The sequence below is a fragment of the Paenibacillus sp. 01T424 genome, from assembly GCF_056398745.1.
This window is the reverse complement of the sequence record NZ_JBFTPZ010000001.1, coordinates 447668-461996: the sequence shown is the minus strand read 5'-3', so window position 1 is coordinate 461996 and position 14329 is coordinate 447668. Positions and strand designations below refer to the sequence as shown.

Here is a 14329-nt window from a genome sequence, read left to right as displayed (position 1 = left end):
TCATGGCAAAATTTAAAAATGATTTTCTGTTTATGTCGATCGTCTACTTATTCATCATCGCAGTTTTTATCGTAACCTTTTATCCTTTCTGGAACATATTTATCATTTCGTTCAATAGTGCTGAAGATACGCTGCGAGGAAATCTGTATTTGTGGCCAAGAGATTTCAGCCTAGCCAGCTATAAGCAAATTTTATCCGATAGCGAGATTTGGACGGCCATTAAAGTTACGGTGCTGCGGACGCTAATCGGAACGCCACTCGCGGTTATTGTCATTAGTATGCTTTCCTATTCACTAAGTAAACGCGAGCTCGTTGGAAATCGGTTCTGGTCACTGTATTTTGTGTTCACGATGTATTTTGGCGGCGGACTCATTCCATATTACATGGTGCTCAAAAGCTTGCATCTCATTGACAGCTTTATGGTGTTTATTTTACCGGGCATGATGAACGTCTTTTATATGATTATTGTTCGAACCTTCATGCAGCAGCTACCGCAGGAGCTGGATGAATCAGCCAAAATAGACGGCGCTAATTACATGCAAATTTTCTTCAAAATTATATTGCCGCTAACGACACCAGTGCTCGCGACGATCGGCATGTTTACGGCCATTGGCCACTGGAACGCTTGGTTCGATTCCTACGTGTTCACGTATAACTCTGATCTTAAGACGCTTCAGGCCGTGCTTGTAAAAATCTTGAACCAGTATCAAACCAGCTCCATGGTTGGCGATGCGCAGCAGCTCGCTGATGCTTCGAAAAGACTGGCCGTGTCTCCGGATACGATTCGGATGGCGGCAACTATGGTAGCAACGCTTCCGATATTAATGGTTTATCCATTTTTACAAAAATATTTTGTTAAAGGCATGACCCTTGGTGCAGTAAAAAGCTAATGAAGCGGGAACTTTGTTGGAGGTGATGCCGATCACGCTTAAATAGGGATGAAAATGTACTATAATAGAATCACTTAAGAGGGGGATTTATACTATGCGTACTAAAAAATGGATCGTATTATTTTTAAGCATGATCGTTGTCATTTCCGTATTATCAGCTTGCGGCTCCAATAATGCTAAAGAAAACGGCAACTCGAGTGCTGGCGAGAATAGCGCTGGAAATGACAAGTCTAACGAACCACTGACCATAACCTTTTTCGATAAAAATACGGGAGATAAATTCAGCAACGCGGTAGCGGCAGAAATTACGAAGCGGACAGGAATTACAGTAGAAATTCAGCAGCCAACCGGCAATCCAGCGGAGAAGCTGAATCTGATGCTTGCAAGTGATGATCTGCCGGATCTCATCATGTTTGAGAGAAGCAGTGATTTGGTTAACAAATACATTGAGTCGGGTGCTATCATTCCACTAAATGATTTGATTGAAAAAAACGGCCCAGATGTAGCAAAAATGTATGGCGATGTACTTAACAAAACGCGATATAAAGATGGTAAAAACTATTACCTTTCCAACTGGTATGGGTTTGAGAATGAGCCCGTATTCGGCTTCAATATGCGTAAAGATATTTTGAAGGAGCTGGCTCCTGATAAAGCAGAAGGCGGAGTGCCTTTCACGGAAACTGAATTCAAGCAGCTATTGCTTGATTTTAAAGCGAAATATCCTACGATGGACGGTAAAGAAACAATCGCTCTATCGATGGATGGAGAGAACTTTGGCGGTACACTAGGCACTTTCAAAGGTATGTTYGGTATGCTGCCTTTCTACGATGAGAATGGTGAGCTGAAGTTTGATGTGAAAGACCCGCAATACCGCAAAATGATTTTGTACATGAATGATTTGTACAGGACAGGCCTGATCGATAAGGAATGGGCGATTAACAAAAAGCAAGCTTGGGAACAAAAATTGGCGACAGGTTCTGTATTTGCTTCAACAGGCGCGTATTGGGATGCTGGAGGAGCAAACACGATTCTGAAGAAGGATCGTGGTGAAGAATCACAGCTGTTCCCTTACAAGGTTGTAGCAGATGGCGTAGATCCTGCAAAAACGACATACGGCGGACGCAGTTCACTTGGCTGGGATGCGATTACGATTACGAAGAAAAATAAAAACCCGGAACGCACGATGAAATTTATGAACTTCCTAGCGAGCGAAGAAGGACAATATTTGTTGATGTGGGGAATTGAAGGCCAGCACTGGGATATGAAGGATGGCAAGCATACGCCGCGTCCAGAAGTGCTGCAAAGCTTTAAAGACGATTGGAATGCCTATACAAAGGAATCTGGCATTCGCAAATGGACTTGGTTTATCAAAAACGGAAATGGTTCTGACGGCACACCTTATGACTTAGCGGGCCGCTTTGAACGTGGCGCTGTCGATAAGATGGCACTCAAAAACTTGTCTGACTCGGTGTATGACTCCGTACTCTACGATGGTCTTGGACCGCAGGGAGGAACGCCTGAAGCACTGAATGAGCAGAAGGTTAATGATATTGTGAAGCAGGGGCTGACGAAAGCGATTATGGCGAAGTCTCCTGAAGAAGCAAACAGCATTTTTGATAAAATGCTTAGTGATATGAAAGCTGCTGGAGATGCAAAGGTTGAAGCGATTTATACAACCAATTACAAAAATCGTGTTGAGCTTTGGAAATAAACATAATGCAAGCATGATGGAGGCCGGCGCTGCCGGCCTTCTTCCATTATAAAAGAGGAGCGGATGAGAGATGAAGATGGGACAATTCGAGCTGGAGCAGCGCATGGAGGAATATGTGGTTGATAATGGAGTCATTCAGGCAACCGTACATTTGAAGGATGGGCATGTATCGCTGAAGTGGAGCAGCGGTGCGGCGCTGGTTGGCCTTTATGCCGAAGCACGTTATGGTTTGGAACAGCTGCGCTCGACTTTCTACAGCAAACATGTTGTTAATGAATCGTCTATCCAAGCCATTGAGGATGGATTTGGCAAAGGGCTGCACTGGAGCTTTGAGCATGAAGAGCTTGGCAAGCCATTAATGCGTCAGCATTTCCGTATGTACGAGCAGCTGCCTTATTTGTTAATGGAGCTTGAAGTGGAAAGCGAGCTCGAATGGGAGACGAATGAAATCACGCCGCTAGCCGCATATTTAAATGATGGAAGTATTGCACAATTTGGGGCAGATGCAGGTGCCAGCGACGAAATCAGGGCCTTATTCGTTCCATTCGATAATGACAAATGGGTTCGTTTTGCCTCACATGCTATTCCTTGCAGCGTACACAGCTATGAGACAACCGCCATTTATCGTGCGCAAAGCAGAAACGGATTTGTTATTGGATCAGTCACACATGATACTTGGAAAACAGGCGTAGTTGTAGAAGGGACGTTCCCTGAGGATCTGGGCAGGCTGCGCGTTTATGGCGGAGCCGCTGATATGCAGACGAGAGATACGGTTGCACACGGAACAATTCGCGGTAAAAGCATTGTATCTCCGACGATCTTTGTAGGTGCGTTCTCGGATTACCGCGATGGGCTTGAAGTGTATGGCAAGGCAAATGCCGTATTGACACCAGCACTTCCTTGGGAAGGCGGCGTACCGATGGGCTGGAACAGCTGGTCAGCCGTCATGGGCAAGCTTGATTATGATGTGTATACGTATACATCTGATTTCTTCTCCAAACATTTGCAGCAAAACAGCTTTGCTGACGATCAGGGAAGCCTTTACGTCAACTTCGACTCCTTCTGGGACAATTTATCGGAAGAGCAGCTAAAGGACGCACTAAGACGGGTAAAAGCGAACGGTCAAAAGCCGGGCACTTATTATACGCCATTCGCTTTCTGGGGCAACGATCCGGATACGCCGGTAGAAGGAACAGATGGAGCAGTGCTTTACCGTGAGATCTTGATCAAGGATACAGCTGGACAGCCGCTGCCGAAGCTGGATGGCGCATTTGCGATAGATCCATCGCATCCAGTCGCGCTGGAGCGAATTAGAAAAAGGCTGGAGAGCTTTGTAGAGCAGGGCTTTGATTATGTTAAGCTGGATTTTCTGACGCATGGCGCAATGGAAGGCGTATTCTATGACCCCGATATAAGAACAGGAATACAGGCGTACAACAAAGGTATGGCTTGTGTACGTGAGACACTGAATCCTGAGAAAATTGGCAGACCGTTCTTAATTAATCTGTCTATTGCTCCGTTATTTCCGCATGGCTATGCACACAGCCGCCGTGTATCCTGCGATGCATTCGGAACGATCAATGATACCGAATATATGCTTAACGCGTTAACGTATGGCTGGTGGATTAACGATAGCTTGTATCGTTTCAACGACCCCGACCATGTTGTCCTCTACAAAAGCGACAACCAGCGTGCGATTAGCGAGCATGAAGGGAGAAGCCGTTTGAACAGTGCGGTGATTGCGGGTACCTCGCTTCTGCTCGGCGATGATTACCGAATGGAGGAGGCAGCGCGGCGGGCCAAGGAATGGATGACAAATCCAGAAATCATGGCGTTAGCTAAACGAGGTGTAACCTTCCGTCCAGTTGAGTGCAGCAGTGGGAACAAAAGTGAAAATCTGTTCATGTTGCGAGCAGAGGAAGGGACTTACGTCGCTGCTTTTAATTTCGAAGTAGAGAAGGAAAGCTTGTTGCACGCATCATTTGCAAGAATGGGCATAGATTCCTCTAAGGGGATAGTCGTTCGGGATTTGTGGAGTGGACAGGAGGGGCAAGCCGTGACAGAGGGCGACGGACACCACATTGAGCTGGCACCATCGGAGTCTAAGCTGCTGCTCTATGTACAGGCGCAATAGCGACTAAAATGGATTAATAGCAAGTAAAATGCAGGAAATGAGCTATTTAATACGAAAGCTAAGAAAAATATGACAAAATCGGTTACTTTTTCATCGTTTTCGCGTATTATCCCCTATAGCCATATAAAAGATGCTTGGAAGGGGAGATTTCTTTGAGCTTTACAGATCAAAATCAGAACCTAGGCGAGAATCACAGTATGAGCGGTCGAAGGCCGCCAGAGCTAAAGCCAAGTACGGTTAAAAAAATCGTATTCGGTATCGTCGCCGCAGTTATCGTCATTTATTTAGGAACAACCTCCTTTTACACAGTACAGGAGCAGGAACGGGCAGCCATTTTAACCTTTGGCAAGTATTCGAATGAAACTTCAGCAGGTTTGCATTTTAAATGGCCTTATCCGATTCAAGATGTCAAAATTGTAAAAGCGGAGCTGACACAGCGGATTCATATCGGTTATCGTCAAGTGGGCTCTGAAGCCATTCCAAATGATGATGAAGCGATGATGATCACGGGTGATGAAAACATCGTTTCCGCGGATGCGGTTGTACAATGGAAGATAAGCAACATTCATGATTACTTATACAATATTTCCGATGCGGAGCAGTTTCTGCGAAATGCAGCAAGCTCCTCGATTCGTGCAGTAATCGGCTCGGAGAAGCTTGATTACGCCATTACTGACGGTAAGACAGTCATCCAAGACAAGGTTCGGGAGAAGCTGATTGAGCTGCAGTCCAAGTACAAAACCGGCATACAAATCATTGATATTAAGTTCCAGGATATCGAGCCGCCAAGCGGTCAAGTGGCTGAGGCCTTCCGTGAGGTAACGAATGCACGCGAGGAGAAAAATACAAAAATTAATAACGCTGCGAAGTACGAGAATGACCGTATTCCGAAAGCGCGCGGTGAGGCGCAGGCGCTTCTTGAAAATGCCGAAGGACAGAAGAAATCTCGGATTCTGAACGCCGAGGGTGACGTTGCCAAGTTTAATGCAATATTCGGCGAGTACAAAAAAAATCCGAATGTTACCCAAAGTCGTTTGGTGCTGGAGACGCTTGAAAAAATATTGCCAAACGCGAAAATCTTTATTACGAATTCGAACAGCGATACCGTAAATTATTTGCCGCTAAATGAATTGCTGCGCAGCGGTAGCGGCAGCACGACGACTCCGCCGGTAACAACGCCGCCGCCAGTCACAGAAGCTCCGCAAGGAGGTGACGCACAATGAAAAGAAACCAATGGTTAACAATTATAGTTGTGCTGATTGTTGTCATACTGGGCTCAGGCTCGATGTATATCGTGAAGGAAGGCGAATATAAGGTTGTGCTTCGATTTGGTGAAGCGATGAGAGCTGTGCCAGAGCCGGGCCTTAAATTTAAGCTTCCGTTTATTGAGAACGTATCGACGCTGCCGAAATATCAAATGACATATGAAAGCACGCCGACGACGATTCTAACGAAGGATCAGAAGCCGATCGTAGTAGACAATTATACGGTATGGCGCATCACGAATGCATCACAGTTTTTAAGAACGGTGCAGTCGGTCAGCGGCGGTATACAACGGATCGATGAGGCCGTGTACAACTCTGTTCGCCGTAAGCTATCAGAGGTCAACTACGATAATATCATTAGTGAGAACACAGCGCGCGGCAATATTAACGATGAGATTACGAAGGATGTTGTGTCTGCGTTGACTCGTGATAATTATGGTATTGAGGTTATCGATGTTCGCATTAAACGTACCGATTTGCCGGAAGAAAACAAGCAAAGCGTATACAACCGGATGATTTCAGATCGTCAATCGATCGCAGCACGCTACTTGTCCGAAGGTGATGAGGAGTCGCGAAAAATTACTTCCAAAGCGGATCGTACAGCTACGGAGCTATTAGCGCAAGCGCAGGCTGATGCCAAAAAAATCGTCGCTGAGGGCGAGCGTGAAGCAGCCGTTATTTATAACAAAGCATACGGCAGCGACCCGCAGTTCTACAATTTCTATCGGACTTTGGAGAGCTATGCGACGACGTTGAAAAACGAGCCAGTCATTATGATGCCTATCGATTCACCTTATGCAAAAATATTATTAGGTCAATAACCGGAAATCCCCTTCGCCTCAGCGTTGGGGATTTCTTTTTGTAAAGGCCAGCTAACGGCATTTTGAGAGTGAAAACTCAAAATGCTGTTTTTTTGTATAGAAAAGGCTATCAAACCTGCATAAATATTGCATTTGTACTGCTTGTAGTATACTTYAAATCCTTTAAAGTTAAAGAGGTAATATCTCATAAAGCGATTTTCATTGCCATAAATGACAGCGCTTTATTTGGTTCGTGTTTGACGAAGGGGATCAATAACAGGGATGAAGGGGTGAACCAATTGAGTAGAAGAAGCAGTAAAAAGGGCATTAGTATTTTTGTTATGTTTTGTATCGTATTGGGGTTGTTTACAGGTGTTCATAGGCCTGTAGTTTATGCAGCAGGCACGCCGATTATTGTGCCAAACGGAAGCTTTGAGAGTGATCTTGCTTCGTGGAATACATCGTTTACACCGGGTGAAGGAACGACGCCGATTACGATTCAGGGAAGCTGGATTCCAACCGGAGGCGGTACCAAACGATTGGATTATTGGAGCGCGTCAGCTTATACAGCTAACACGCATCAGACCATTACTGGTTTGAAAAATGGTTCCTACACGTTATCCGCATGGGTAGAGCGCGGAGCAGGATTTAATGAGAGCTATATGTATGCCAAAGACACGGGACTTGCTGAAGTAAAAGCAAATGTGCCGGAGAGCAGCACATGGGTACAAATCAGCATGCCATTAGTCGTTGCAAACAACCAGCTGACATTGGGTTTCTATGCGGATGGCAATGCAAACAACTTTATGGGCGTTGATTTGATTACGCTCGTCTTGGATGAAGCTGCTCCGGCAAAAGCTCTTGAAAATACGAGCTTTGAGCATGATTTAACAGGATGGGAGACGAGCTTCGGGCCAGAAGGCAGCGAGACGCCTATCTCTATTAAAGATTGGACTCCTGAGAATGGTGGCACGAAGCGTCTGAACTACTGGAGCGCTAACGCTTATACAGCGGATACGTTTCAGACCGCAACGGGGCTGGAGAACGGTACCTATACGTTATCGGCTTGGGTTGCAAGAGGCGACGGCTTTACACAAAGCTATATGTACGCGAAAAACACGGGAAGAGCAGAAGTGAAGGTGAATATTCCGGTCAGCTCATCCTCGTGGACCAAAATTAGCTTACCAGTCGTTATTGAAAACAATCAGGTTACGATCGGCTTTTATGCAGACGGAGCTGCAGACAAATGGCTTGGTGTCGATCTGATTTCACTGGTTAAAGAAGAGGAAGCCCAGCTGGAGCCTGTTGGCGTAGCAATTGGCAATCAGGGCTTCGAAGCGGAAGAACCAGCTCAGGTCATCAGCTCCTGGTCAGAGGAAGGCGATATGGACGCTTCCTATACGGAAGCACCGGGCTATTTAAGCAGCTATGGCTTAACGCATTATTCTGATCACGATTATAAGGTGACTACCTCCCAGACGATTACGGGACTAGAGAACGGGTATTACACGCTGACAGCATGGGCGCAAAATGGCGGAGGCCAGCATGCGAGCTACATATTCGCCCGTGACCATGGCACCTCGGAGGCGAGAGCTGCGGTACCGATCGGCAGCACCTGGACAAAGGTGTATTTGCGCGGCATTCAGGTTACGAATGGAACAGCGACGATCGGTTTATTCTCAGATGCAAAAGCAGGCAACTGGACGAAGCTTGATTTTGTCGAGCTGGTGAAGGATGACCAGCCGTATAAATTTCTCAAAGGCGGCGATGTCTCAGAGCTTACTTATGTAGAATCGCAAGGCGGCAAATTTTACGACAGCAAAGGATATGAGAAGGATTTATTTCAGCTGTTGAAAGAAAACGGCCACGATATCGTACGTCTGCGCGTCTATAATGAGCCGGGCAAAGGCCATGGCGACGGCAGCTATTACCGTCCAGCAGGCATCATGGATAAGGCGGACATTCTGAAGCTTGCCAAACGTGCAAAAGCTGCAGGTTTGCAAATTCAATTGTCCTTCCACTATAGCGATTACTGGACGAACGGCGCTACACATAATATTCCTAACGCATGGCAAACGGCGATTAAGGATTTGGCAGACGATGCTGCAAAGGTGACTAAGCTGGAGGAGCTTTTGCGTGCATATACGCTAGACGTTATGGAAGCAATGGTAGACCAAGGCACGACGCCGGAGTTCGTGTCATTAGGCAATGAAATGCAATCGGGTATTTTGTTTCCTTACGGCAGAGCATCTGGAGGGAGCTGGGCTAATCTAGCAAGATTCCTTAAAGCCGGAGCGGAAGAGGTTAAGAAGGCTTCTCCGACCTCAAAGGTCATTCTGCATTTGGATGACGCAGGCAACACGAGCAAATATGAAAACTTTTTTGATGAGATAGAGGCAAGAGAGGTCCCTTATGATATTATCGGACCGTCCTATTATCCGTTCTGGACGGATGACACGATTGAACAAATCGTTGCGTTTTGTAATTATTTCAGCAAAAAATATGATAAAGATATTATGATTATGGAGACTGGATATAACTGGAATCCCACGCTGCCAAACGGCACTATAGGCCAGCTAAACGATAACGGACCATACCCAGCAGATACGAGCTCTCCACAAGGGCAAAAAGAATTTATGATTAATTTATTCAACGGTCTGAAGAGCATAGATAATGGCAGAGTTATCGGCGATCTATATTGGGACCCGATTATGATTGCTGTGCCGGGTGTAGGCTGGGCAATTAAAGAAATTGACGATCAACCCGATTTGAACGTGGTGTCAAATACGACTTTGTTTGATTTTGATGGCAAAGCATTGCCCGCTCATGATGCCTACAAGCAAAATACGGAAGGGTCGACGCTTGGACATATTTCGGGTGTTGTGCGAGGCGCGCTTGGCAAAAGCATCGCTCATGCGACGATAGCTGTTGATGTAAATGGTACGATGTTGACGACAAAATCGGATGCAGCTGGGAACTATTTCATTCCGGATTTGCCAATCGGCAAAGCCTATACGATTACAGCTGCAAAAAGCGGGTATGAAGGCGGAAATATTTCCGTTAACCTCATGGAACCGGGTACTTTCACGTCGAATCAGAATATTGCAATGATCGGCGGCGCTATTACGGGAACCGTTAAGGATCAAAACCATAATGCGGTTATTGATGCGAAGGTAAGTACGATGATTGATGGCGTTGTATACAGCGTAGTTACGGATAGCTCAGGTCAGTATACGCTTGCTGATTTGCCTGCTGCCACAAACGTGACTGTGACGGCTGCTAAAGAAGGTTATGTTAGTGAGAGAGCTGTCAACGCTTCGATAGCAATTGGGTCGACGACTTCGTCGATTGATTTATCTTTAGCATTAAATTCAGGCACGATAGCAGGTACAATCATTGGAAGTGACAAAGCACCAATCGATAAAGCACAAGTTAGCGTTACTGCAGCAGGTAAAGTGTATTCCGCATTGACCAATGCAGCTGGTGAATATCGACTAGTGAACATACCTGCGGGAATCAACTATAAGGTCATTGCCATAAAATCAGGTTATTTAAATGCAGAGTCATCCCCTGTTTCGGTTAAAGTTGGCGAAACGACTAGTGATGTTCATTTGACGCTATTGAATAATCTTGGGGCGATAACAGGTATCGTATTAGACAGCTCATACTCGCCTGTTGAAGATGCGACGGTCATTGCAGTTAAGGGTGAGAAAACCTATACCGCAAAGACGAATGCAGCGGGACAATATGTACTTGCTGATGTATTAGGCGGCAATGGTTACGCCGTTTCGGCAAGCAAAGAAGGATATTTAAACGGCTCGGCCTCAGCGGTTGATGTTACGACTCGTCAGACAACAAAAGCTGGCAACATCATTTTAGCTGCGAAAATACCGTTAATAAATGCTGGTTTTGAGCAGCAGGGTGCCGATAAATATACTCTTCCAGGGTGGAACATTACGGGAACAGCAAATGCAACCTTTGCTTCGAAAGATAATCCTAAGGATGGAAGTTATGTACTAAATCTTTGGCATGCGGGAGCCTATGAATCGGATGCTAATCAGACGATTACAGGGCTTGCAAACGGTTATTATACGGTTTCAGCATGGTTCTATAATGGCGGTGAGCAGAAGGAATATTATATGTACGCCAAGGACTCGAAAGGTGAGCTGGCACGTCTAAATATTCCAAAAACAAATGCAATGACGCCATTCAGCATGGTTGTGAAGGTAGAGCGCGGGGAGCTGACGTTAGGCTTCTACGCAAACGCGAATGCAGGAAACTGGGCTTTAGTTGATGCGGTTGCAGTAGGTTTTCTAGGTGAAGGAACCGGTGCGATCAGCGGTGAAGTGCAGGATGCAGCAGGCAACAAGCTGGCGGATGCTGCCTTAAAAACTGTCATTAAAGGAGTAGAATATGCGGCAGTTTCAAGTGCGGCAGGTGAATTCACCTTATCAGATATACCGCAAGGATCGGGTTATTCTATTGCTGTGAGTAAAGCAGGCTATATAACGAGATCAGTAACTGGGATTGCTGTAACCGATAAGCAGGTGACATCTGGAGTAACGATTGTGCTGGAAGCAGAAGCTGGACCGTCACCAACACCGACGACACCAGTGGATCCAGAACCAACACCAACGACGCCGGTGGAGCCAACACCGACACCGGCCACACCGGTGACACCGCAGCCGACACCAACAGTGCAGGCGGGGAATGTTGATTTGAGGCAAGGGCTGAAGAATGATAAGGATCATTCAATCACAGTAACCGCGATGCCGACAACGGGAGCTTTAGGCATCATTGCGAATATGGCTGCAAAGCAGATGACAGAATTAGCAAATGAAGGACTGCAAGCGGTTATTTTCAAAACTGGCTTTGCAACGATCTCGTTCGCACCTGACCTGTTCAAGGATGTGATCAACTCAGCATCAAACAACGTACAATTTTCAGCTGCTAAAGTGGATGTTTCAGCCTTATCCAATGAAGTGAAGAAGGCTGTAGGCGACCATACGGTTTATGATTTTAATCTTACCGTCGATGGGGTGAAAGTTCCTCATTTTGATAAGAACAAGGTTATCATCGAACTTCCTTATACGTTGCGTCAAGGAGAAGAGCCTCATAACGTTGTTATTTTTTACATCAACGAGGATGGTAAGCTGGAAATAGTGAAAAACGCGATATATGATGCTGCGAAGGCGACAGTTACTTTTAGTCCATCGCATTTCAGCAAATATGCAGCGGTTTACAAGGCTGTTTCATTTACCGATCTAGCTAAGGCTGGATGGGCACAGCAGAGTATCGAGTTCCTTGCGGCAAGAGGCATCATAAGCGGATTTGAGGATCAAACCTTTAAGCCGACAGATGCCGTAACAAGAGGACAATTCCTGCATATGTTAATGGGGATTTTGGATACAGCAGCTAAGGGAGATGGACCAGGCTTCTCGGATGTTAAAGAAGGAGCATGGTATGCAGAAGCGATCATAAACGCTCAAAAACTCGGTATTGTGAAAGGCAAAGATGACGGCAGCTTCGGTGTGCATGATATCATAAGCCGTGAAGAAATGGCTGTTATGATGTACCGTGCTGTAAAAGCAGTCAACGTAAAGCTGAGTAATCTAACAAACGTCGAAGCTTTTGCTGATCAAGCGCAAATAGCTGATTATGCTGTTGAAGCTATTCAACAGATGCAGCAAGCCGGTTTAGTCAACGGAGTCGGGCAGGGTGTATTTGCACCAAAAGGCCATGCGACAAGGGCACAGGCTGCTGTTATTTTAGAAAGATTGTTTCAAATGATGTATTCTGCCCATTAAATAGTTAGATAACAAACAGGGTATATCCTTAGACGGATATGCCCTGTTTTTATTGAAAAAGCCGTTTATTCGTTCACTCATCATGCGTAATCAAACGTATGGTTGAAATAGCAACCAATATGTTGTGAATATGCCCTGTATGGCGTGGAATCGGTTTGATACGATAGCAAAGAACGATTACGAATGAAATCGGAGGTATATGATGTATTTTTCTTTTGAGACAAACCAACGGGCGGACTGGAGCTTGTTTTCTAACGGCAATCAAGTCGCAGAGGGCATCCAGCAGGATCATCCGTCGTCTACTGAGTATCTTATGCTTCAACATACCGCTTCTTATTGCTCAGCGGCGTCTAGGACTGTTGAAAAGCTTGAGAACGGCTATTATACATTGACAGCATTGACGCAAAACAGCGGAGGACAACAAACCTGCTATATTTTTGCGGAGGCTGTAAGTGGTGAGACTCGAATAACAAGTCTTCCAGTATCATCAGAGTGGATACCTGTTATTATACGAGGCATAGAAGTAAGGGATGGAAAGTGCACCATTGGTCTCTTTACCGAAGGGAACGGCGGGAATTGGTGTAAGGTGAAATCGTTTGAGCTTGTGAAAAGTGATGAGTCCTATGAGCTGCTGAAGGGCGGGGACATCTCCGAGATGCCGCGGATTGAGGAAAACGGCGGTATTTATAAAGATCATCATGAACCGATGGACGGCCTTGAAATATTGAAAGCTTACGGGCATAACATTGTTCGGATTCGACTATATAATGATCCTGGAAACAAAGACTACTGGCCTTCGAATCAGCTGGACGCTAGAGGTTATCAGAACGAGGAAAGAACGCTCGCTTTAGTAAAAAGAGCGAAGGACATGGGATTCCAAATTCAATTCTCTTTCCATTACAGTGATTACTGGACAAATGGTTTGGCTCAGCACAAGCCCCATAACTGGGAAGGACTTTCTTTTGCGGAGCTGAGAGAAGCTTTATATCAATATACACGAGCCTTTATGACGCGTTTGGATGAACAAGGCACAGCTCCTGAGTATGTATCGCTTGGCAATGAAATACAAGGCGGCATGTGTTATCCCGATGGTGCTATTGCGAATTGGCCGCAGCTGGCTGAGCTTCTAAAGGCAGGTTATCAAGCGGTGAAGGAAGTATCTGAAACGAGTAAGGTCGTTATTCATTTGGACGGCGCGACTGAGGATGAGAAATACGAGCAGTTTTTTGGCAATTGCGAGCGGTATGGCGTTCCCTATGACATTATCGGACCATCTTATTATCCGTTCTGGACACAGGCATCGGTTCAGCAGCTAGTAGCCTTTTGCAATAAGCTGATCGCCAGATTTGATAAGGATATTTTGCTCATGGAAGCGGGTTTTAACTGGAGCGCGGTTACGGGTGCCGGCATGCGAGGACAGCTTGAGAACAATGGGCCAGAGCCGTACGAGAGTACGCCAGAAGGTCAACGTGATTTCATGTATTCTCTGATGAACGGCATTAAGCAGGTAGATGGGGGAAGATGCCTTGGCGTGCTCTACTGGGACCCCGTCATGATTTATGTACCAGGCGTAGGCTGGCAGAAGGACGCTCCTAATGTGGTCGATAACACGACGCTGTTTGATTTTGAAGGAAACGCGCTGCCCTCCATGCTTGCGTACAAATATAACAATTAACGTAAACGAAAGAACCGGGATGTCGGAGTGAAAACCGATATTCTGGT

7 protein-coding genes are annotated in these 14329 nt (G+C 45.9%); all 7 read left to right on the top strand.

Annotation, left to right across the window (positions count from 1 at the left end):
* Nucleotides 1-2: 2 nt before the first annotated feature.
* The 7 genes from AC1DPK_RS01885 (at nt 3) to AC1DPK_RS01855 (ending at nt 14282) form a co-directional block, all read left to right on the top strand.
* Nucleotides 3-890 (top strand): carbohydrate ABC transporter permease, encoded by an 888-nt coding sequence (locus tag AC1DPK_RS01885; RefSeq protein WP_076267442.1) that lies wholly within the window; start codon nt 3-5, stop codon nt 888-890.
* 94 nt (nt 891-984) lie between these two features.
* Nucleotides 985-2601, top strand: coding sequence for an ABC transporter substrate-binding protein (locus tag AC1DPK_RS01880; protein WP_477509088.1), 1617 nt, complete (start codon nt 985-987; stop codon nt 2599-2601).
* A 70-nt stretch (nt 2602-2671) separates the two neighbouring features.
* Nucleotides 2672-4735 carry an alpha-galactosidase gene (locus AC1DPK_RS01875; protein WP_477509087.1) on the top strand — a complete coding sequence of 688 codons (2064 nt, stop codon included), beginning with the start codon at nt 2672-2674 and terminating at the stop codon, nt 4733-4735.
* A 152-nt stretch (nt 4736-4887) separates the two neighbouring features.
* Complete coding sequence (hflK, locus tag AC1DPK_RS01870) at nt 4888-5958, top strand: FtsH protease activity modulator HflK (protein ID WP_441876455.1); 1071 nt, start codon at nt 4888-4890, stop codon at nt 5956-5958.
* Nucleotides 5955-6821, top strand: a complete 867-nt coding sequence (gene hflC / locus AC1DPK_RS01865; RefSeq protein ID WP_339204548.1) for a protease modulator HflC — start codon at nt 5955-5957, stop codon at nt 6819-6821. The genes hflK and hflC overlap by 4 nt, the downstream gene beginning before the upstream one ends.
* Before the next feature lie 278 nt (nt 6822-7099).
* Entirely contained in the window at nt 7100-12607 is a 5508-nt protein-coding gene (locus tag AC1DPK_RS01860) for a glycosyl hydrolase 53 family protein (protein WP_477509086.1), read from the top strand.
* 199 nt (nt 12608-12806) lie between these two features.
* On the top strand, nt 12807-14282 hold the full coding sequence (locus AC1DPK_RS01855) for a glycoside hydrolase family 53 protein (RefSeq protein WP_477509085.1): 1476 nt from the start codon (nt 12807-12809) through the stop codon (nt 14280-14282).
* The last annotated feature ends 47 nt before the right edge of the window (nt 14283-14329 follow it).

Bases quoted from the DNA above. Each gene is read 5' to 3' on its own strand.
- AC1DPK_RS01855 (WP_477509085.1), top strand. From the start codon at position 12,807: ATGATGTATTTTTCTTTTGAGACAAACCAACGGGCGGACTGGAGCTTG.
- AC1DPK_RS01885 (WP_076267442.1), top strand. From the start codon at position 3: ATGGCAAAATTTAAAAATGATTTTCTGTTTATGTCGATCGTCTACTTA.
- hflC (WP_339204548.1), top strand. From the start codon at position 5,955: ATGAAAAGAAACCAATGGTTAACAATTATAGTTGTGCTGATTGTTGTC.
- AC1DPK_RS01875 (WP_477509087.1), top strand. From the start codon at position 2,672: ATGAAGATGGGACAATTCGAGCTGGAGCAGCGCATGGAGGAATATGTG.